The organism is Photorhabdus kayaii (genome assembly GCF_025384895.1).
Classification (GTDB): domain Bacteria; phylum Pseudomonadota; class Gammaproteobacteria; order Enterobacterales; family Enterobacteriaceae; genus Photorhabdus; species Photorhabdus kayaii.
Genome location: NZ_JAJAFZ010000012.1, coordinates 54,330 through 75,605, shown reverse-complemented (window position 1 = coordinate 75,605; position 21,276 = coordinate 54,330). Strand labels below are relative to the sequence as shown.

Here is a 21,276-nt window from a genome sequence, read left to right as displayed (position 1 = left end):
TTCTTCATGATACGCTTACCTTTTTTCCAGTTTTTAAAACCACACTAACGGGCAAAAAACGAATTTTCTTAACTAACACTTGTTTTATCATCACCTAAAATGGGAGGTTTTTTACCTCCCATTCATTGGTATCGGAATTACACCGCAGTTTGGAAAATCACATCATCCGCTTTTTCAGTGTATTGGTTCAGTTGATCAAAATTGAGATAACGGTAAGTATCTTCCGCAGTCTCATCAACTTTATCCATAAATTGCTGGTACTCTTCCGGTGTAGGTAGGCGTCCCAACAAAGAAGCCACAGCCGCCAGTTCAGCCGATGCCAGGTAAACATTCGCCCCCGTCCCCAGACGATTCGGGAAGTTACGAGTCGAAGTGGAGACCACGGTTACACCGTCAGCAACGCGTGCTTGGTTACCCATACACAAGGAACAGCCAGGAATTTCAACCCGCGCCCCACTCTTACCAAAGATGCTGTAATAACCTTCCTCCGTGAGTTGAGCTGCATCCATTTTCGTTGGTGGAGCAACCCACAAACGAGTGGGTAATTGACCTTTATGTTGATCCAATAATTTACCGGCTGCACGGAAATGACCAATGTTAGTCATACAAGAACCGATAAAAACCTCATCGATTTTACTGTTAGCCACATCAGACAGTAAACGGGCATCATCTGGATCATTCGGTGCGCATAGAATAGGCTCTTTAATTTCAGCCAGATCGATTTCGATAACCGCGGCATATTCTGCATCAGCATCAGCTTCCAACAATTGAGGATCTTTCAGCCAATTCTCCATGCCCGTTACACGACGTTCTAAAGTACGGCGATCACCATAACCTTCAGCAATCATCCATTTCAGCAATACAATATTGGATTGCAGATATTCAATAATCGGTGCTTTATCCAATTTAATGGTACAGCCCGCCGCAGAGCGCTCCGCAGACGCATCCGCCAATTCAAATGCCTGCTCGACTTTCAGATCTGGCAAACCTTCAATTTCGAGGATACGGCCAGAGAAGATGTTTTTCTTACCTTTCTTTTCAACCGTCAGAAGCCCTTGCTGAATCGCATAGTAAGGAATCGCATGAACCAAATCACGCAAAGTAATACCAGGCTGCATCTGCCCTTTAAAACGAACCAGCACAGATTCTGGCATATCCAAAGGCATCACCCCCGTCGCAGCAGCAAACGCTACCAGACCAGAACCAGCCGGGAAGGAAATACCAATCGGGAAACGCGTATGAGAATCACCGCCCGTACCAACGGTATCAGGCAACAGCATACGGTTCAGCCATGAGTGAATAATGCCATCACCCGGACGCAGAGAAACCCCGCCACGATTCATGATGAAATCAGGTAAGGTATGGTGAGTCGTGACGTCAACTGGCTTAGGATAAGCAGCCGTATGGCAGAATGACTGCATTACCAAATCCGCAGAGAAACCCAAACACGCCAGATCTTTCAGTTCGTCACGGGTCATGGGACCAGTTGTATCCTGAGAACCAACAGAGGTCATTTTAGGTTCACAGTATTCACCAGGGCGAATACCCACCGTGCCACATGCCCGACCAACCATTTTCTGAGCCAGGGAGAAACCGCGACTACTTTCTTCAACCGCTTTCGCCTGACGGAAGACATCACTCGGTGGTAAACCAAGAGACTCACGCGCCTTACTGGTCAAACCACGGCCGATAATCAGTGGAATACGGCCCCCCGCACGCACTTCATCCAACAATACATCTGTTTTCAGTTCAAATTCAGCCAGTAACTCATTGGTTTCGTGGTGACGTACTTCCCCTTTATAGGGGTAGATATCAATTACCTCCCCCATATTTAATTTGTTCACGTCCAGCTCAATTGGCAGCGCACCGGCATCTTCCATCGTATTGAAGAAGATTGGCGCAATTTTACCGCCCAGAACAACACCACCACCACGTTTGTTTGGCACAAATGGAATATCATCGCCCATAAACCATAACACTGAATTAGTGGCCGATTTGCGGGAAGAACCTGTACCAACCACATCACCGACATAAGCCAGCGGATAGCCTTTCTTATTCAGCTCTTCAATCTGTTTGATTGGGCCAATAACACCAGCTTGATCCGGGACAATCCCTTCGCGAGCATTTTTCAACATTGCCAGAGCATGCAGAGGAATATCAGGGCGTGACCATGCATCCTGCGCAGGAGATAAGTCGTCAGTGTTTGTTTCACCCGTCACTTTAAATACTGTGACTGTAATTTTTTCTGCCAATTCAGGGCGTTCCAGATACCACTGCGCATCAGCCCAAGATTGCATAATTTGTTTGGCTTGTGGATTACCTGCTTTTGCTTTTTCTTCTACATCATAGAAGTTGTCAAACATCAACAAAGTATGAGAGAGCGCTTTAGCTGCAATTGGGGCCAGTTTTTCATTATCCAGAGCATCAATCAAAGGATGAATATTATAACCACCTTGCATCGTTCCAAGCAGTTCAACCGCCTTTTCTGGCGCGATTAGCGGTGAAATGGTTTCATCTTTCGCAATGGCGGCAAGAAAACCGGCTTTTACATAGGCCGCTTCATCAACGCCAGGGGGAATACGGTTAATCAGCAGATCTAACAGGAAATCTTCTTCACCTTTTGGTGGGCTCTTCAGTAACTCAACCAGCGCCGCCGCTTGTGTCGCGTCCAATGGTTTAGGGACAACACCTTGGGCTGCACGCTCGGTTACGTGCTTGCGGTATTCTTCTAGCACGACTTTCTCCTCGCTCTCATTGTCATTTTATCTACCCGGCTCTGCACCCGCCTTAGAACCTGCCTCACCAGACTATCGTCTTTGCGCAACAATATGTGTTTTCGCAACAAATAGCCCCTCCAGGGACAGGTTGTTAGTTATGGTTCCGGGTGCCAGGTCAGAGGATTGCCGACATAACTTAACAAGTGCAAATCAAGTTATGCCCAGCTTCGGGCGCTCAGCATACCAAAATTTGAATGCGATGTTAATTCGTTCACATAAAAGTAACATTAACTGATAGTAATATTCTGAATTAACAGCAGACAAAACTATTAAAACAGATTATTCCGCTGATTTTTGCCAGTAGCACCCACAAAAGCCATACTTTTTATACTGTACTTTTCCAAACAGGTCATACTAGATAAAAAAACGGCTTTCAATAAATGAAAGCCGCTTCGGTGAATTACATTAATCGATTTAAGAAATTACTTCTTTTTCTTTGCCTTCGCATTCGGCAAATCAGTAATACTGCCTTCAAAGACTTCAGCAGCCAGACCTACCGATTCATGCAATGTTGGGTGAGCATGGATGGTCAATGCGATATCTTCCGCATCACAACCCATTTCAATTGCCAGACCGATTTCACCCAACAATTCACCACCGTTAGTACCCACAATAGCACCACCGATAATACGATTACTTTCTTTATCGAAAATCAGTTTGGTCATACCATCAGCACAATCAGAAGCAATTGCGCGGCCAGAAGCTGCCCATGGGAAAGTAGCCGTTTCATAGCTAATGCCTTTCTCTTTCGCTTCTTTCTCAGTCAGGCCAACCCATGCAACTTCGGGTTCAGTGTAAGCAATGGATGGAATCACTTTTGGATCAAAGTAGTGTTTCTTACCAGAAATAACTTCCGCCGCAACGTGACCTTCATGAACACCTTTATGCGCCAACATAGGCTGACCAACGATGTCACCAATAGCAAAGATGTGCGGTACATTGGTGCGCATTTGCTTATCAACGTGGATAAAGCCGCGGTCGTCAACGTCAACACCCGCTTTACCTGCATCCAGCATTTTACCGTTAGGTACACGACCGATAGCAACCAGAACCGCGTCATAACGCTGTGGTTCTGTCGGTGCGTTTTTGCCTTCCATCGTGACGTAGATACCATCTTCTTTGGCTTCTACTACGGTAACTTTGGTTTCCAGCATCAGATTGAATTGTTTGCTGATACGTTTGGTAAAGACTTTCACCACATCTTTATCAGCCGCAGGAATAACCTGATCCAACATTTCAACAACATCAATCTGAGAACCCAGAGCGTGGTAAACGGTTCCCATTTCCAGACCGATAATACCACCGCCCATGACCAACAAGCGGCCAGGAACTGTTGTCAGCGCCAAAGCATCTGTAGAATCCCAAACGCGCAGGTCATCATGAGGAATAAATGGCAGTTGGATAGGACGGGAGCCCGCTGCAATAATGGCGTTATCAAAATTAATCGTTGTTGCGCCACCTTCACCTTCACCTTCACCTTCACCTTCACCTTCAACAACCAGCGTGTTCGCCCCTGTAAACTTACCAACACCATTAACCACTTTAACTTTACGGCCTTTAGCCATACCAGCCAAACCACCGGTTAGCTGATTAATAACTTTTTCTTTCCAAACACGGACTTTTTCGATGTCAGTTTTGGGTTCACCAAAAACGATGCCATGATCTGCCAACGCTTTAGCTTCCTCAATCACTTTTGCTACATGCAGCAATGCTTTGGAAGGGATACAACCAACGTTAAGACAAACACCACCTAAGGTAGAGTAACGTTCCACCAGAACGGTTTCCAAACCTAAATCCGCGCAACGAAAAGCAGCAGAATACCCTGCTGGACCTGCCCCAAGTACCACTACTTGGGCTTTAATTTCAGTACTCATCATGACCTCTTAATTGTTTGTCCGGCGGGTCAGGCGCCAAAAACGATATATTCCACCGGGACCTACACACCGCGAGCAGTTTACAGAATTGTTAATAACCTGAAAAGTGCGTTAACGTGACAGAACTCGCAACAAACTCACCAGATGTAAGCTGTCTCTCTGTCACCGCAATAACAATCAGGCCGGCACATGGCCGGCCTTTGAGATTACATCACCAGACGGCGGATATCGCTCATCGCATGATTAATAAATGTGATGAAACGCGCACCATCAGCACCATCGATCACACGGTGATCGAAAGAGAGTGACAGAGGTAGCATCAGGCGTGGAACAAACTCTTTACCATTCCATACCGGCTTCATTGATGAGCGGGATACGCCCAGGATAGCCACTTCTGGTGCATTAACGATTGGCGTAAATGCTGTGCCACCGATACCACCCAGGCTTGAAATAGTGAAGCATCCCCCCTGCATATCAGATGCAGTCAGTTTGCCTGCACGCGCTTTCTTAGATATCTCAGTCAGCTCGCGGGACAATTCGATGATGCCCTTCTTATTAACATCACGGAACACTGGAACCACCAGACCATTAGGTGTATCCACGGCCACACCAATGTTGATGTATTTTTTCAGCGTCAGTTTCTGACCATCTTCCGAGATAGAGCTGTTAAAGCGCGGCATCTCTTCCAGCGCTTTTGCTACCGCTTTCAGGATGAATACCAATGGCGTGATCTTCACACCAAGCTGTTTCTTCTCAGCTTCCTGATTCTGCTGCTTACGGAAGTTTTCAACTTCAGTAATATCCGTTTCGTCGAACTGTGTAACATGTGGGATCATCACCCAGTTACGGCTCAGGTTAGCGCCAGAGATTTTCTGAATACGACCCAGCTCAACTTCTTCAATTTCACCAAATTTACTGAAATCCACTTTCGGCCAAGGCAACATACCCGGCAGACCACCACCGGCTGATGCAGGAGCAGATTCTGCACGTTTAACCGCGTCTTTCACGTAAGCCTGAACATCTTCACGCAGAACACGGCCTTTACGCCCTGTACCTTTCACTTTAGCCAGGTTAACGCCGAATTCACGCGCCAGACGACGGATCACCGGCGTTGCATGAACATAAGCACTATTTTCAGCGAAATCATTTTTATCTTCTTCCGCGAAGCTTCTGCTAGCAATAACCGGTGCTGCCGCTTTCTCTGGTTCAGCCGCTGGCGCAGAGGCAGCCGGAGCAGCAGGCGCTGCACCCGCAACTTCAAAGACCATAATCATAGAATCGGTTTTCACTTTATCACCGACCTTGATTTGAATTTCTTTAACGATACCTGCGAATGGCGCGGGGACTTCCATAGAGGCTTTATCGCCTTCTACGGTGATCAGCGATTGTTCAGCTTCCACCGCATCGCCAACTTTCACCATCACTTCGGTAACTTCGACTTCATCACCGCCGATATCCGGTACATGAACATTCATAGCCGCAGAAGCTGCTGGTTCTGGCTCTGCCATACGCGAAGACAATGTTATCGCTGCTGGCTCTTCCGCTGGCGCAGCTGCTACAGCACCTTCCGCGGAATCAAAAATCATAATCAGTTTGTTGGTTTCAACTTTATCGCCAACCGCAATGATGATCTCTTTAACAACACCCGCCTGAGGGGATGGAACTTCCATAGAAGCCTTATCACCTTCCACGGTGATCAGCGATTGTTCAGCTTCCACTGTATCGCCAACTTTCACCATGATTTCGGTGACTTCAACTTCATCCGCACCGATATCCGGTACCTTAATTTCGATAGCCATTGATTCTTTACCTCTTATGCCAGACGCGGGTTAACTTTTTCTGGGTTAATGTTGTATTTTTTGATTGCTTCTTCCACAACACTCACATCGATTTCGCCGCGCTTAGCCAATTCACCCAAAGCAGCAACCACCACGTAAGAAGCATCAACTTCAAAATGATGACGCAGGTTTTCACGGCTATCGGAACGACCGAAACCGTCAGTACCCAATACGCGGAATTCGCTTGCAGGGATGAAGTTACGAATTTGTTCTGCGAACAGCTTCATATAGTCAGTAGAAGCCACTGCCGGTGCTTCATTCATGATCTGAGCAACATAAGGTACACGTGGCGTTTCTGTTGGATGCAACATGTTCCAACGTTCACAATCCTGACCATCACGAGCCAGCTCAGTGAATGAAGTCACGCTGTACACATCAGAACCCACACCATAATCGTTAGCCAGAATCTGCGCTGCTTCACGCACATGACGCAGAATAGAACCTGAACCTAATAGCTGAACTTTACCTTTGCTACCTTCCAAGCTTTCCAGCTTGTAGATACCTTTACGGATACCTTCTTCCGCGCCTTGTGGCATCGCCGGCATGTGGTAGTTTTCGTTCAACGTGGTGATATAGTAGTAAATATTCTCTTGTTTCTCACCATACATACGCTCCAAACCATCATGCATAATCACAGCAACTTCATAAGCAAATGCCGGATCATAAGAGATGCAGTTAGGGATAGTCAGAGACTGAATATGGCTGTGACCATCTTCGTGTTGCAGACCTTCGCCATTCAGGGTTGTACGACCAGAAGTACCACCAATCAGGAAGCCACGAGCCTGTTGGTCACCAGCTGCCCAGCACAGGTCGCCAATACGTTGGAACCCGAACATAGAGTAGTAGATGTAGAACGGAATCATTGGCAGGTTATTGGTGCTATAAGACGTTGCTGCCGCCAGCCATGATGAACCGGCACCCAGTTCATTGATGCCTTCTTGTAGAATCTGACCTTTGGCGTCTTCTTTATAGTAAGCAACCTGCTCACGGTCCTGCGGAGTATATTGCTGGCCATTAGGGCTGTAGATACCGATTTGACGGAACAGACCTTCCATACCAAAAGTACGCGCTTCATCGGCAATGATTGGAACCAGACGATCTTTGATTGATTTGTTTTTCAACATCACGTTCAAAGCACGAACGAAAGCAATAGTGGTAGAAATTTCTTTGTTTTGTTCTTCCAGCAACGCACCAAAATCTTCCAGCGTTGGCAGTTCCAGTTTCTCTTCAAAATGAGTACGACGGCTTGGCAAATAGCCACCAAGCGCTGCACGACGCTCATGCAGGTATTTGTATTCTTCAGAATCTTTATCGAAAGTTACATATGGCAGGTTTTCGATTTGCTCATCAGCAACAGGGACATTGAAACGATCACGGAAATGGCGAACGCCTTCCATATTCATCTTCTTAACCTGATGAGCGATATTTTTACCTTCCGCCGTATCACCCATACCGTAACCTTTGATAGTCTGAGCCAGGATAACCGTTGGTTTGCCGGTAGTTTCCTGCGCTTTTTTCAAAGCAGCAAAGACTTTCTTAGGATCATGACCACCACGGTTCAACGCCCAAATCTGGTCATCGGTCATATCTTTGACTAATTCAGCGGTCTCTGGGTAACGACCAAAGAAATGCTGACGCACATAAGCGCCATCTTTGGATTTGAACGTCTGGTAATCACCGTCCAGCGTTTCGTTCATCAGTTGGATCAATTTACCGCTGGTATCTTTACGCAACAGTTCATCCCAACGATCGCCCCAAAGCACTTTAATAACCTGCCAACCTGCGCCATCAAAAATGCCTTCCAGCTCATTAACGATTTTGCCATTACCCGTAACTGGACCATCCAGACGTTGCAGGTTACAGTTGATAACAAATACCAGGTTATCCAGTTTTTCACGGGTGGCGATAGTGATCGCCCCTTTGGATTCTGGCTCATCCATTTCACCGTCGCCCAAGAAGGCATAAACGGTCTGCTTGGAGGTATCTTTCAGACCACGGTGTTCCAGATATTTCAGGAATTTAGCCTGATAAATCGCACCGATTGGCCCCAATCCCATTGAAACGGTTGGGAACTGCCAGAATTCAGGCATCAATTTTGGATGCGGATAAGAAGAGAGACCGTTGCCATGAATTTCCTGACGGAAATTATTCATCTGCCCTTCAGTTAAACGACCTTCAAGGAAAGCACGAGCGTAGACGCCTGGAGAGATGTGGCCTTGGAAATAAACCAAGTCACCGCCGTCATTTTCATTACGGGCACGGAAGAAATGGTTGAAACAAACTTCATACATGGTTGCTGAAGACTGGAATGAAGCCATGTGACCACCCAATTCCAGATCTTTTTTGGATGCCCGCAACACGGTCATCACAGCATTCCAACGAATAGCAGAGCGAATACGGCGCTCCAAATCCAGATTGCCAGGGTAAGCAGGCTCATCCTCAACAGCAATGGTATTGATATAATCGCGGTTAGCAGCACCGGCTGCAACATTCACGCCACCTTTACGTGCTTCGTTCAGTACCTGATCAATCAAGAACTGGGCACGATCAACACCCTCTTCACGGATGACCGATTCGATCGCCTGTAACCAGTCGCGAGTTTCGATCGGATCCACGTCATTTTTCAAAATGTCTGACATGGTGTATTCCTTATCTGTTATCTGTTTCTAATGATTGTTTTGGAGCCTACCTTCCCGTCATACCCTTTGACGTTCAGCCGGTCATGACTGGAAGATAGGCCCTCACTGTTGTTGCCGCTAGCGCCCTCAGTAAAGGGACTCAACTTAGCTGTGCAGACGCAGCAAACTACAAGATCTACACAGCTAATTTTATTCCTGATGTTGTTGAAGACGTCGTAATGATCGCTCACGGCGAGTGTGCTCGCGGCTGAGATCCAATAAGACATCTTCAATAAAAGCTAAATGGCGATGAGATGCCTCACGGGCTTTCTCTGGTTGCCTCGCCATTATTGCTTCAAAAATCTTCGCCCGATGATCGCTGACAGCCGTCAGCATTTCCCGGCGGGTATACAAAAACTCAAAATTCTGCCGGATATTTTGTTCCAGCATAGGCGCCATACAACGTAATAAATGAAGGAGAACCACATTATGCGCGGCTTCGGCAACGACAAGCTGATATTGCAAAACAGCTTCGGATTCAGCATTGACATCACCACTTTCCTGAGCTTGTTGAATAACAAGGTGATATTGCCGAATACGCTCAAAATCTTCGTCAGTTCCACGCAGTGCCGCGTAATAGGCAGCAACACCTTCCAAAGCATGGCGGGTTTCAAGGAGGTCAAATTGAGATTCTGGGTGACCAGCCAGTAACTGTGCCAGCGGATCACTGAAACTTTGCCAAAGGTTACTCTGAACAAACGTTCCCCCACCCTGACGGCGAAAAAGAAAACCTTTAGCTTCTAACCGTTGAATGGCTTCGCGCAGTGAAGGACGTGACACATCAAACTGTTTCGCCAACTCACGTTCAGGCGGCAACTTCTCCCCTGGACGCACGGATCCTTCCAGGATGAGATGCTCAAGACGCTGCTCTATGACATCTGATAGTTTTGGTTGGCGGATTTTACTATAAGCCATATTTATTATAAGTCAGTTAGAACCTATCTCATGAGGCTATTTTGTTTGTTGTTTCGGTCTTTACCGAAGTCAATTGGTAATACCAATTTAAACCACCGGGCCATAAAAGTAACAAAGTATTCACCAACTGTCTATAAAGACCTTTTGCTAAATCAGAAAAACCTGCAAATTTTAACAATTTTTTTTAAAAATTAGTAAAAGCTGATAACCAGTAGGTTAATAAACATCCTAAGATAATATTTTAACCAACCTTTTTAAACATACAAATGGGCATATTGAATCGTTACAGCAATAAAATAGTTGAATCTTTATTAAAAAGATATAGCTACCAAATCATCACCTGTTGATTTTAAATACAAATGCATACCATCAGGTTATAAATGTAGCTCAAATCAATAAAACCGAGAGGTTAAAACCAACGATTAGAAAGGAATAATGACAAAATGTGAGGAACCACCAGCAACAGCTCCACATAACTCCTGCTGATGGAAAAAATGAACTATACCCTATGGATTTCAAGATGCATCGCGACGGCAAAGGAGTGAATCCCCGGGAGCATAGCGAACTATGTGACCGGGGGTGAGCGAGTGCAGCCAACAAAGAGGCAACTTGAAAGATGACGGGTATATATTAAAACCAATAGCGCGTCACTTCATTCCATCCTTTTTTATACATACAGGATGAAATTATCCAACGTCTTGACGATTCATTTTTATCCCAACGCTTAACTTCAGTTTTCGGCACAGTAATGTAATGATTACAGGATTTATCTTCGTCCTTGTCTTTATCTTTACAGGAAAAACGTTTTGTCTCGAAAGAATGAATAACTTCGCTGGTCCAGTCTGATGGTAATTGAGAATAACCCAATGCTTTACATTCAGCATAATCCCTATCTCTTTCATACTGAGTTGCGCCTGGTTTTTCCCACGATGTACACCCCGCCAATACAGTAAATAAGGTAAATAAAAGGATAACAGCTATTTTTCTTATAAAATTCATATAACAATACCTTAATTAAAAATAAAGAAATAACCAAAGAAATTAAATTAGAATTTAAAAGTCCCCCCAATACGGTAACTCTTATCTTCAAAAGATGGCTGTCCACCAGACTGTATAATTTGTCTATCTTGGTTTGAGATATCTCTGTAAATATCAGGAATAGAATGTATATTATCTACTTTAACTTCACTGCCTGAAACTATATCCGTGACATTACATTCAAAATAACCACAGGTTGAAATATAGCTATCAGTAAGCCGTGGCATGGAACATCCCGTAACTACAAATATTGATAATAAAGCAATGAGAAATTTATTCATTCTTAATATCCTTAACTTGCTGTATATTTTATAAAAATTTAACTTAAATGAAAAACCATATAAAAAGAGAGATCATTTCTTATGATCGAGTAAATAATATCTACATATGCATTTTATCTTTCTGGCATTCCACGGAATATCAGAACAATATCCCTCCAGAGAGAAATATATATTCTTATCGCTAGGAAAAACCTGCTTTATTGGTGAACCATTAACACCAAAGAGTAACAGGCTAGATAAAAAACATGAAATAATTAATATTTTCATGTATTTAAAACTGGCTAATGAATATAAAGTTCTATCTTATAAGATACCAAAAGACATACAATGACTTTATTTTTTATATTAACGGCTATCCTCTCCATCTTCCACATATTCCAATATATCTCCAGGTTGACACTGCAAATGCCTACAAATTTTTTCCAGCGTCTCGATACGAATACCTTTTATTTTGCCATTTTTCAGTAATGATAAATTTTGCTCAGTAATACCAATAATGGCAGCTAATTCTTTAGACTTTACTTTCCTTTTCGCTAAGATCACATCCAACCTTATTATAATACTCATGATGATTCTCAGATAAAATAACGTTGCTCATCGCTTATCTTCTTAGATTCACGCATAATTAAGCTAAATATCAGAAGGAATACACCAAACATAATAATAAACAGAGATTCTGAATTAACTCCAAACGAAAAACTAAATACCCGTTGCCCTTGCACTAAATCCACAGATAACGCCATCCCCTGTAACATATTAATCACAGGGTAGAGAAGTTGCTCTAGAATCATCAGGAAACCAATAATAAATGAAGCGGAAATATTACGGTTACTCCATATTTCACCTTTAGCAAACCGGAAAAACAGAATGCCAATTAATATATAAGATGACGTTGATATAATCCGAGGTATCGTATCCAGCGAGATATAAAGCACCTGACTTAATAAAGATTGCTTAAATCCTTTTGCAGTCAATGCCGGCATAAGATCACTATACGCCTGAAGAACAGCCTGGCGAGTGGCATCATGCCATAACGACCAAGACGCAATATGGAACCCAATATCACCAATTACCATAATGGAAGCAATAATAATAGCCAGAAAGCTGAGTAGCTTGATTCTGGGATTAGTTACAAACTCCTGTTTATCACACATCTTGTGTCATTCCATATACATGTTTAACTAAACTGTCGCTAAAGTACTTTAAAAGTTATCGTATGACAATAATTTTTTATCACTAAATAGACAGACCACCCTTCAAAGTCATCGATAAATCATAGCGATAATCATTGAAAACTATCATTAATTTATTGATAGAAAAAGAAAAAAGTCATCATTTACCTGAAGCAGTGAACAGTAAGCAGTATATGTTACTTGGTCACTGTTTTATCACCCCGCCATCACATGGTTTACCGCGATAGTTTGTTGTGAAGATTGTATGACAAACACAGAACGGTTTACTCCGGGTGCCTTTCAAAGCTCAATATGTCTACACAATGCCGTGTCAATTTCAATACAGAGTGAATCGAAGATAATGGCTCAAAACGAACCTGATATCAGGTTTTAACCAATCCCCTCAACACTGAAAATCAATAAGAATAATTAATGAAAATTAATAAGAATAATTAATGTAATGCTTTTGCGATGCTGGAGATTCGTGTTTCTGCGCAAGGGTAAGAAGGTGTAAGAACGAGGAAAAACCTTACTCAAAGTAGTGGTGTGGCTTTCAATGACATCAGTTTCTGATATGGGACATAAAACCGAACATTTAGAGTTATTTTGTTCGGTTATCTTCAACCGCCGGGGCAGTATACGGAAAATTTCATCACTTAAAAGAGATTTTTTGTATTTTTTTGTAAAAAATTACTCAATTTTTTGATTTCAAAAAGAAATTATTTCTTTCGTTATGGATATTGCGCCCATTTAAAGCTCATTTTTTAATCAACTTAATATTCATTTTCTTATGCAAAAGGCTGAAACTCTGAAACCAAATGGTATAAGCCAGAAGTGATTTCATAAGGTGAATATTTATATTCATATATTTCATTAAGTTAATAACTGAACAAAATAACTCTAAATGACCAGTAAACGCACCGCCTTGGCGGTCCGATTGTTTAATCTGTCATGGTGTTGTTTTAGGCAAAATGTACTCAGCAGATGTAGATAAGGAATAGATGAAATGAAAAAGCAAATTTTGAAGACTTGTGTGGCAGCAGCACTGTGCCTGGGGGGGATGTCGCAGGCTATGGCAGCTAATGTTGGTGATGGTGCAGGTAATACCCTGACAGTAAACTCTCAAGTGAGCGCAGGGACTTGTGAGTTTGACACAATGTCTCCGGTCAATCTTACGGCTCTGACATCAGCCTTGAGTAGTGCTGCTAATAAGGAAGTAGTAGGTGAGAAAGATGTCCAGATTAAAGTGAAAGGCTGCCCTGGTAATCAAAAATGGAAGAGCGATAGCGCCATTAAACAAGTTAGTTTGACAGTTAGCGGTACAGCACAAGGAAACGACTACTTTCAGCTTAAAGAGGGTAGTACTGCAATCACTGATTATGCGGTTAGCCTGAAGGCTGATAGTGCAGAAGTGAAACCAAACACAGTAATTGACCTAAAAAATAACGGTGCGCTAGCTGATGCTGCTGATAATGCCATCACGCTTAAGGCAGGGCTGGTTAAGCTTGGTACAGGTGTGGTAGCCGCAAAAAGCTCCTCTGCGACCCTGACTGTAGCAATAGCCTATCAATAATCAACGCCGTTAGGCACTAGGAACACATAGCAGTGGAATTGGACAAGGAGGTCCAATTCTTACTTACGCAATACCAAAACAGACACATTCAGGTGACTCAGTGAAAAAATTCATGACAGCAATGATGGTGGCCAGTTTATTAGGCGGCACGGTCACCGCCGCGCAGGCTGGAGGGGTAAGTATTGATGCCACCCGCATTATCTACCCAGCGGACCGTCACGCCGCCACCGCTTCACTGCGCAACAGCAGTAAAGAAACCGTCTATTTAATGCAAGTAGCGGTCAATACCGCTCCTGAGCAGAAGAAGGCCGCTCCGTTTGTAATAACACCGCCCCTGTTTCGTATGGAGCCCGGCAGCCAGAATCAGGTCCGTATCATCAAAACTGGTCAGGCCCTGCCGACCGACCGTGAATCCCTGTTCTGGTTTACTGCGAAGGCCATCCCATTAAGTACTGAATCCGAGAAACATTCCCGCCAGAGTGTCTCCGGCGGAATACAGTTTGCTCTGGCCCACACAATTAAATTGATGTATCGCCCGTCAGGGCTGCCAGTTGCACCGGAGAAAGGATTTGGTTCACTGCGCTTCAAACCGACAGCCGAGGGGATAACGGTCACGAATCCGTCACCCTATTACATCACCTTCGCCTCCTTAAAAGTGGGCGGCCAAGAGCTGATGACGCAGAAACAGAAAGAGAGCATGGTCTCACCGTTCTCTGCCTTGTTTTTCCCCCTCAAAGGCGTGAATTACCCGGCCAAAGTGAGCTGGACAGTGATTAATGACCTCGGTGGAGGATCATCCTATCAAGGGGAGATACCGTAATGTTAAAACCGTGGACTCTTATCGGACGGACAGCACTGGCCGGTCTGCTCTGTACCATCCCCCTGCCCGGGGGAGCAAGCCCCAACACAGCAGAGCTAACGCTGGCCCTGACGCTGGAACAGCCAACCTGCGAACTCAACGTACAGACCTCCCATGTCGAGTTTTCATCCATACCGCTTAATGAAGTTAAGCGCAGTGCGGAACATATCGCAGCGGCGGACAACAAGCCTGTGACGCTGGCGTTGTCAGGTTGTGCGGGATCAGCCAGAGCGGGCCGTACCCCGGCGATTAAAATAGCCGGCCCCACGCCGGAAAATCACCCGACGTTATTTCGGGATAAATCGTCCTCTGTGGTGGAAAACGTGGGTTTTGGCCTGCGCTATCAATCACCGGAAGGCGGGCTGGGAAGCTACCTGAAAAATGGCGATTATGTGGATTTGGCATCACCGGGTAACGCCGTTAAAGACGGTCAAATTACCTTCCAGATGGATATGCGGCATGAATCCGGTACGGCGGTCCCCACCCCCGGTGAGCTGACCGCGCACATTCAATTTCAATTTGACTATCACTGAGTGTCGCTCAGGTAACAGGTTTCAGGAGGCGTTGTGGAAACAGGTCGGATGCGCACAACGCGGTACAGGCTGGCACCACTACTATTCTGTCTAGGGTTAGGCATGGCCGGCACAGAACCCTGTCAGGCAGCCGGTATCAGCCTGAATAAAACCCGGGTGATTTTTACCCAAGGGGCGCGGGCACAGACGCTGACGGTGGTTAACACCACACTTCAGACGTGGCTGGTGCAGGTAAGGATCACGGGCGATCAGGAGAAAACCGCACCGGCGTTTGTGGTGACGCCGCCGCTGTTCAGGCTGGAGGCCAACAGTCAGAACAGTTTGCGTATTTTGCCGACTTTTCATCTGCCTCCCTTTCCGGCGGATCGGGAATCGCTCGGGTATGTCCAGATGAATGCTATCCCCGCCGCCCATCCGATGGCGAATGAGCACGCTCGGGATCAGGCGTCGATGAGCGTGGGAATGCGGATTAAGTTTTTCTGGCGACCGCATGGCCTGCCGATGTTGCCGGAACAGGCGTATGGGCAGTTGCGCTTTCAGTCGCAACCCGATGGCATTAAGGCGTGCAATCCCACGCCCTATTTCCTGTCGCTGGACAGCCTCACGCTGGACGGACAGACGCTCGATCTGAATCGCTATCCCTCCATGATAGCGCCGCAGGATTGTGTGACCTATGTCGGACAGGCAGGCAAAAAAGCGGTGAGCTGGTCGATGATTAATGATTACGGCGGGGCTTCAAACCTGTTTACCGCCAACGTGGCGGGTTAAATTCGCCCTTGTTTTATCCAGAGGTGGAAAGTGAAGAGAGTCAGTAACGGGAACAGGCAAGCACACGCGGGATCAATGATTTACCCTTTCTGTTTCGCCCTGCTGCTGGGCGGCCTGTTAAAGGCGCAGGCGGCGGAGGATCCGGGGTTATCGTTCTCCCCGATGCAGTTATCGTATGTCGCTAAAGACAGCCCCGGCGGGGTGACCCTCAGTATGACCAACCATACGGCGCAGGGCTATCTGGTACAGGGATTTGTCAGCCCGATGGACCCCGATACCGGTCGCTTTGACACCCAAACCGGGCGGGTTCCCCCTTTTGTTGTCCTGCCGCCGTTAAAGCGGATTGAGGCCGGCGGGAAATTCTCGTTCCGTATTCGCCAGCTTGGCGGGCAGTTACCGCCGGATCGGGAATCGGCCTTTGTGGTCTCGTTGCGGGCTATCCCCGGCGTCGCCGTACCGGACACGCGCGTGCCTGAGCGCCAGACCGGCAAGAACTCGCAGGTGCAGGTCGCTTTACAGATGAATATCCGGCTGTTTTATCGCCCTAAAGGCGTCCCCGCCCGGGATAACGCCAAGGTGGCAAAACAGGTGAAATTTTCCCTTCAGGGGACGCAGTTGCGAGTGGAAAATCCCACACCCTATTTTCTGGCCTTTTCGGTCCTGAAAATGGGCACACAGTATGCGGATGACCACACCCGCCAGACGATGGTGCCCCCGAAAGGCATACAAACCTATTCGTTTACCGCCGGGGGACAAGGGCCACTAATCTGGCGTTTTCCCGGCGACAATCAGGATCGCCACGTCCCGTTATAAACCCGCCGCATCGGCGGACGGTATACCGGCAAAGCGACCTCAATATCAACAGCACAGGCTTAAATTAGAAGCAGAGATGAGCTATGGCAATAAACACTTTATTTCCGTCTGCACTGCGGACGGGTAACCAGCGTGCGCCCGGTCAACCGGGCAGTTTCCGGCCGCGGCCGGTATACCTATGCCTGCTGTGTTCACTGACGGCAACGGCCCTGCCCGCCTCAGCGCGGGAATACTTTAATCCGGCGTTCCTGATGGGCGCTGACGGTGAACGCAGTCATGTCGATCTCTCGGCGTATGAAAACGCGGGCTATGTCGCCCCCGGGCGCTATCTGGTGGATGTCTACATGAACCAGAATCGGGTGGACAGCCGCGAGATTGAATTCAGGCAGGTTAACGGCCATCTCCAGCCGGTATTAACCGTCGCACAACTGGAAGGGTATGGGGTCAATACCCGCGGATTACCGGCTTTTCAGGGTAAAGCAGACGACAGCCTCATCACCGATCTGACGAAACAGATCCCGCACGCCCGCGCCACACTGGATTTCGCCCGTTTGCGTCTGGATCTCAGTGTCCCGCAGGTCGCCATGCAACCCCACTATTCCGGGATGGTTGATCCGTCACTGTGGGATAACGGCATCCCGGCCTTTTTGATGAACTACACGGTCAACGGGTCGGAAGGCCGTTATGACCGTCAGGGAAACTGGGGAGGCTCACGTTCCCGTAACCTGTTTGCTTCTTTTCGTGACGGGTTAAATCTGGGGCCGTGGCGTCTGCGCAGCACGCAAACTTACAGTTACAATCGTCAGCGCAACGAGGCCACCGCCGGCTTTTCCACGCCGGCACAGACCCAATGGCAGGTGAGCAATACCTACCTGCAACGTGATGTCCCCTCACTGCGCAGCGAGTTCACGGCGGGTGAAACCTATACCGGTGGCGACATTTTTGACAGCATCCCGTTTCGGGGTATGAAACTGGCTTCTGAGGAGGCGATGTTACCCGACAGTCAGCGCGGTTTTGCCCCGGTGATAACCGGTGTGGCGAACGCCAATGCGCAGGTGACGGTATCCCAGAATGGCAACATCATATATCAAACCACGGTGGCGCCGGGGCCGTTTCGTTTCACCGACCTCTACAGCACCGGGAGTGCCGGCGACCTGACGGTGACCATCAAAGAGGAAAATGGCCGTACCCGCGTCTCGACAATTACCTCGTCGTCCCTGCCGGTGATGCAACGTCCCGGCGGTATTAAATATGAATTGACGACCGGTCAATATCACGGCGGCAATCTGACCGATGGCAGCCGTTCCCCGGTATTTGCGATGGGCACGCTGGTCTATGGTTTGCCCCACAATATCACCCTGTATGGCGGCGGACTGGCCGCAGGCAACTACCAGTCGGGTGTATTAGGCTCGGGGGTGTCATTGGGGGCATTTGGCGCGCTGTCTGCGGATGTGACGCTGGCCCACGCACAGTTGCAAAAGAGCAGGGATCAGGAAGAAAGCGGACAATTCGGCCAGTCTTATCGCGTGAAATACTCTAAAAACTTGCTGAGTACCGGCACCGGCATTGATCTGGCCGCCTACCGCTATTCCACCCAGCATTACTACAGTTTCAGTGATGCTAACAGCATGGGCTACAGCCTGAATGAATATCAGGTGCCGTGGGCACTTGACCGGCGTCAGAACACCTGGCAGGTGAACCTGCGTCAGACACTGGGACGCTGGGGCAGTCTTTACGCCTCCGGGACGCGCAACAATTATTGGAATGGCCGTACCGACAACAACCTGAGTCTGGGTTACAACGCGATGCTGATGGGGATCAGCTATAACCTGAGTTATAACATTTCTCGTATCAAGGGCGAGGGCCACTGGCCGGAAAACCGTCAGGTGTCATTCAATATGCAGGTCCCGCTGAGCCTGTTTGGATCATCGTCGGCATTACGGGGCGTTTACACCCGCTATACCGCCTCACGCGACTCGCAGGGTAACCTCTCTCAGCAGACCGGCATCAGTGGCATGTTATGGGATAACCGCCTGAGTTATCACCTCCAGCAAGGCTGGGGACACAGCGGCCAGCAAAACAGCCGGGCCCTGTCGCTGGGTTATCAGGGCAGTCAGGGGAGCGTTAATCTGGGTTACAACGACAGCGCAGACAGCCGGCATGTTACCTATGGCACGTCCGGCGCCCTTCTGATCCATCCTTACGGGCTAACGCTGTCACGCTCGTTGGGCGATACCGCCGTGTTAGTCCGCGCACCCGGGGCGAAAGGGGTGACGGTCAGCAACGGCAACGTACAGACCGACTGGCGTGGCTACGCCGTACTGCCGGGCGGATCGGTCTACCACAAAAACACCATCAATCTGGACCCGTCCACTTTGCCGGAAGGGGTCGATATTGACCAGACCAGCCGCAACGTTTACCCGACCAAAGGGGCGGTGACGCTGGCCAACTATCAGGTTCGGCTGGGCAGCCAGTTGCTGCTGACCCTGACACATCAGGGCAAACCCGTGCCCTTTGGCGCCACCGCGACGCTGGCAGGAAACGCAACCCAAGCCGGCAGCGGCATTGTGGGCGATAACGGCCGGGTTTATCTGAGCGGCATGCCGTCCGCCGGTCATGTGAAAGTCAAGTGGGGAAACGAGGCAAATCAGCAATGCACCACCCGTTATCAGGTGTCGTCCGATACCCCCGGAAAACTGGTGCAGGCCGATGCCGTGTGTCTATAAGCGTAACCTTCATATGGGCAACCTGACCGGTGTGCCCGATGAGATATCACCTGTCTCACTTTTACGTCCGGGGCGCCACCAAAAGCGAAGTTAGCCCCGACAGTGAAAGAGCGAGGTGAACAGATGAATAATTTGGAGAGAGAAGGATGTTAAAAACTGAACGTTTGTGGGGCGGTCATACAGGAAACCCCGTCCCAACCATCATGGGGCTGGGGGTGTCACTGCTCTTTTTATTGACCGCATTACCCCTCCAGGCGGCCGAGACTTATCAGGATTGCGAAACAGAACTGGTGAATAAGGTTAGCAATGTAACCGTCACCGGCTATGCCATGATGCCGAACAACAAAGATAAGCGTGATTATTCACGGGATGAAATAGTGGGATATACCACCAGTGGCCCTCTTGACTGGTCGACAACCTGTCGCGTCCCCACCGGGACCCAGTTTATGGCCTACACCTTAGGATCGGGGACCAGCTCATTGATCTCTTCGTCATCACCGGGTAGCGTCCGGGTAGGAAAGGCTGGCGACTTTATGGTTGATATCGGGCAATCTTCACTCTCTTGCCAGACACATGGTTCACCCAATACTTATCAATCAACCAGTCTGGTCAAAGGGAATGCTGGCGTTAACCTTCCCTGCGTCCCGGATGCCAACGGTCTGGTTGATATCAGTGTCCGCTCGGTGACCGGAGCCATTTACCCGGACAGTGACGGGAATTTCAATGCAAAACCGGCTGGAAGTTATTTGTCAGTGGGCGCGATCGGCTGGACTCCTGCGACCATATCGGGCTCTAACGGCATGTTGAAACCCCTGTGGACTACAGTCATCCTTTCATCCGTTAAAAAGCCGTCCACCTGTGCGGTTGTTCTTACTCCGTCATCGGTGGATTGGGGAACAGTGAAAAGAGCCGGTAAACAGGTGGGAGATCCACTTGAGTTAGCAAGGCAGATAGGGATAAGCAGCACCTGTTCCGGCGATGATGATGTATTTCAAAATTCACGCCTGCTTTACCGGATCGATGGGCCGTTTGTGCCGGGGAAACCAAATGCCTTGGCCTCGTCAATAGAGGATGTCGCCTTCATGTTTACTGATGCGGCCAACAAACCCTTATCACTCAGTACCGGGCACCGAAGTGAAGGGCAAAATGCAAGATACGTTAAACAAGGGGACGATAGTTATACGGCATCGACGCAAGTGTCTGTGGTACCGATTCTGTTGAAGACTGACGGTGCCGGAGGGCTAGCCAGAGCCGTCGCGGTCATTTCCGTATGGTCGGATGTTAACTTCGTCGCCCCATAGGCTTAGTTATTACTCTTGTTGCAGCGCCTACCGGCGCTGCAACAAGCTAGCCGACAACCCTAGATAAGTTAAATGACTCCTTATATACCCGTCATCTTTCAAGTTGCCTCTTTGTTGGCTGCACTCGCTC

At 47.7% G+C, this 21,276-nt stretch carries 16 protein-coding genes; 7 read left to right on the top strand and 9 right to left on the bottom strand.

Annotated features, from left to right (window positions below; genetic code table 11):
* Positions 1–137 precede the first annotated feature (137 nt).
* The 9 genes from acnB to LGZ98_RS06930 all read right to left on the bottom strand — a co-directional run bounded on the left by acnB (position 138) and on the right by LGZ98_RS06930 (position 12,555).
* The gene (gene acnB, locus LGZ98_RS06970) at positions 138–2,735 is read right to left on the bottom strand and encodes a bifunctional aconitate hydratase 2/2-methylisocitrate dehydratase (RefSeq protein WP_113043319.1); all 2,598 of its coding nucleotides are present in this window, start codon (positions 2,733–2,735) and stop codon (positions 138–140) included.
* A gap of 464 nt (positions 2,736–3,199) precedes the next feature.
* On the bottom strand, positions 3,200–4,651 hold the full coding sequence (gene lpdA, locus LGZ98_RS06965) for a dihydrolipoyl dehydrogenase (protein WP_262977865.1): 1,452 nt from the start codon (positions 4,649–4,651) through the stop codon (positions 3,200–3,202).
* 206 nt (positions 4,652–4,857) lie between these two features.
* Entirely contained in the window at positions 4,858–6,450 is a 1,593-nt protein-coding gene (gene aceF / locus LGZ98_RS06960; protein WP_262977864.1) for a pyruvate dehydrogenase complex dihydrolipoyllysine-residue acetyltransferase, read from the bottom strand.
* A gap of 14 nt (positions 6,451–6,464) precedes the next feature.
* The gene (gene aceE / locus LGZ98_RS06955) at positions 6,465–9,128 is read right to left on the bottom strand and encodes a pyruvate dehydrogenase (acetyl-transferring), homodimeric type (RefSeq protein ID WP_228901861.1); all 2,664 of its coding nucleotides are present in this window, start codon (positions 9,126–9,128) and stop codon (positions 6,465–6,467) included.
* Positions 9,129–9,317: 189 nt separating this feature from the next.
* On the bottom strand, positions 9,318–10,082 hold the full coding sequence (pdhR, locus tag LGZ98_RS06950) for a pyruvate dehydrogenase complex transcriptional repressor PdhR (protein WP_036777528.1): 765 nt from the start codon (positions 10,080–10,082) through the stop codon (positions 9,318–9,320).
* A gap of 630 nt (positions 10,083–10,712) precedes the next feature.
* Positions 10,713–11,081 carry a hypothetical protein gene (locus LGZ98_RS06945; RefSeq protein WP_113043323.1) on the bottom strand — a complete coding sequence of 123 codons (369 nt, stop codon included), beginning with the start codon at positions 11,079–11,081 and terminating at the stop codon, positions 10,713–10,715.
* A gap of 47 nt (positions 11,082–11,128) precedes the next feature.
* Complete coding sequence (locus LGZ98_RS06940; protein ID WP_113043324.1) at positions 11,129–11,401, bottom strand: lipoprotein; 273 nt, start codon at positions 11,399–11,401, stop codon at positions 11,129–11,131.
* 345 nt (positions 11,402–11,746) lie between these two features.
* Positions 11,747–11,968, bottom strand: coding sequence for a helix-turn-helix domain-containing protein (locus LGZ98_RS06935; protein WP_112876763.1), 222 nt, complete (start codon positions 11,966–11,968; stop codon positions 11,747–11,749).
* An 8-nt stretch (positions 11,969–11,976) separates the two neighbouring features.
* The gene (locus tag LGZ98_RS06930; protein ID WP_113043325.1) at positions 11,977–12,555 is read right to left on the bottom strand and encodes a hypothetical protein; all 579 of its coding nucleotides are present in this window, start codon (positions 12,553–12,555) and stop codon (positions 11,977–11,979) included.
* Between the two features lie 1,024 nt (positions 12,556–13,579).
* Between LGZ98_RS06930 and LGZ98_RS06925 the strand changes: the two genes are divergently transcribed.
* The 7 genes from LGZ98_RS06925 (at position 13,580) to LGZ98_RS06895 (ending at position 21,146) form a co-directional block, all read left to right on the top strand.
* Positions 13,580–14,146, top strand: a complete 567-nt coding sequence (locus LGZ98_RS06925) for a fimbrial protein (protein ID WP_113043326.1) — start codon at positions 13,580–13,582, stop codon at positions 14,144–14,146.
* A gap of 100 nt (positions 14,147–14,246) precedes the next feature.
* On the top strand, positions 14,247–14,966 hold the full coding sequence (locus LGZ98_RS06920) for a fimbrial biogenesis chaperone (protein ID WP_113043327.1): 720 nt from the start codon (positions 14,247–14,249) through the stop codon (positions 14,964–14,966).
* On the top strand, positions 14,966–15,538 hold the full coding sequence (locus LGZ98_RS06915) for a fimbrial protein (RefSeq protein WP_113043328.1): 573 nt from the start codon (positions 14,966–14,968) through the stop codon (positions 15,536–15,538). Before LGZ98_RS06920 ends, LGZ98_RS06915 begins: the two co-directional genes overlap by 1 nt.
* 102 nt (positions 15,539–15,640) lie before the next feature.
* A complete protein-coding gene (locus tag LGZ98_RS06910; RefSeq protein WP_229015590.1) occupies positions 15,641–16,306 on the top strand; it encodes a fimbrial biogenesis chaperone in 666 nt (221 codons plus the stop codon).
* 75 nt (positions 16,307–16,381) lie between these two features.
* Complete coding sequence (locus LGZ98_RS06905) at positions 16,382–17,119, top strand: fimbrial biogenesis chaperone (protein WP_223121465.1); 738 nt, start codon at positions 16,382–16,384, stop codon at positions 17,117–17,119.
* Positions 17,120–17,202: 83 nt separating this feature from the next.
* Positions 17,203–19,845, top strand: coding sequence for a fimbria/pilus outer membrane usher protein (locus LGZ98_RS06900; protein WP_262977863.1), 2,643 nt, complete (start codon positions 17,203–17,205; stop codon positions 19,843–19,845).
* A gap of 146 nt (positions 19,846–19,991) precedes the next feature.
* The gene (locus LGZ98_RS06895) at positions 19,992–21,146 is read left to right on the top strand and encodes a hypothetical protein (protein WP_113043332.1); all 1,155 of its coding nucleotides are present in this window, start codon (positions 19,992–19,994) and stop codon (positions 21,144–21,146) included.
* The last annotated feature ends 130 nt before the right edge of the window (positions 21,147–21,276 follow it).

Bases quoted from the DNA above. Each gene is read 5' to 3' on its own strand.
- LGZ98_RS06915 (WP_113043328.1), top strand. From the start codon at position 14,966: ATGTTAAAACCGTGGACTCTTATCGGACGGACAGCACTGGCCGGTCTG.
- LGZ98_RS06945 (WP_113043323.1), bottom strand. From the start codon at position 11,081: ATGAATTTTATAAGAAAAATAGCTGTTATCCTTTTATTTACCTTATTT.
- LGZ98_RS06895 (WP_113043332.1), top strand. From the start codon at position 19,992: ATGTTAAAAACTGAACGTTTGTGGGGCGGTCATACAGGAAACCCCGTC.
- LGZ98_RS06910 (WP_229015590.1), top strand. From the start codon at position 15,641: ATGGCCGGCACAGAACCCTGTCAGGCAGCCGGTATCAGCCTGAATAAA.
- lpdA (WP_262977865.1), bottom strand. From the start codon at position 4,651: ATGAGTACTGAAATTAAAGCCCAAGTAGTGGTACTTGGGGCAGGTCCA.
- LGZ98_RS06905 (WP_223121465.1), top strand. From the start codon at position 16,382: ATGATTTACCCTTTCTGTTTCGCCCTGCTGCTGGGCGGCCTGTTAAAG.
- aceF (WP_262977864.1), bottom strand. From the start codon at position 6,450: ATGGCTATCGAAATTAAGGTACCGGATATCGGTGCGGATGAAGTTGAA.
- aceE (WP_228901861.1), bottom strand. From the start codon at position 9,128: ATGTCAGACATTTTGAAAAATGACGTGGATCCGATCGAAACTCGCGAC.
- LGZ98_RS06925 (WP_113043326.1), top strand. From the start codon at position 13,580: ATGAAAAAGCAAATTTTGAAGACTTGTGTGGCAGCAGCACTGTGCCTG.
- LGZ98_RS06935 (WP_112876763.1), bottom strand. From the start codon at position 11,968: ATGAGTATTATAATAAGGTTGGATGTGATCTTAGCGAAAAGGAAAGTA.
- pdhR (WP_036777528.1), bottom strand. From the start codon at position 10,082: ATGGCTTATAGTAAAATCCGCCAACCAAAACTATCAGATGTCATAGAG.
- LGZ98_RS06940 (WP_113043324.1), bottom strand. From the start codon at position 11,401: ATGAATAAATTTCTCATTGCTTTATTATCAATATTTGTAGTTACGGGA.
- LGZ98_RS06930 (WP_113043325.1), bottom strand. From the start codon at position 12,555: ATGTGTGATAAACAGGAGTTTGTAACTAATCCCAGAATCAAGCTACTC.
- LGZ98_RS06900 (WP_262977863.1), top strand. From the start codon at position 17,203: ATGGCAATAAACACTTTATTTCCGTCTGCACTGCGGACGGGTAACCAG.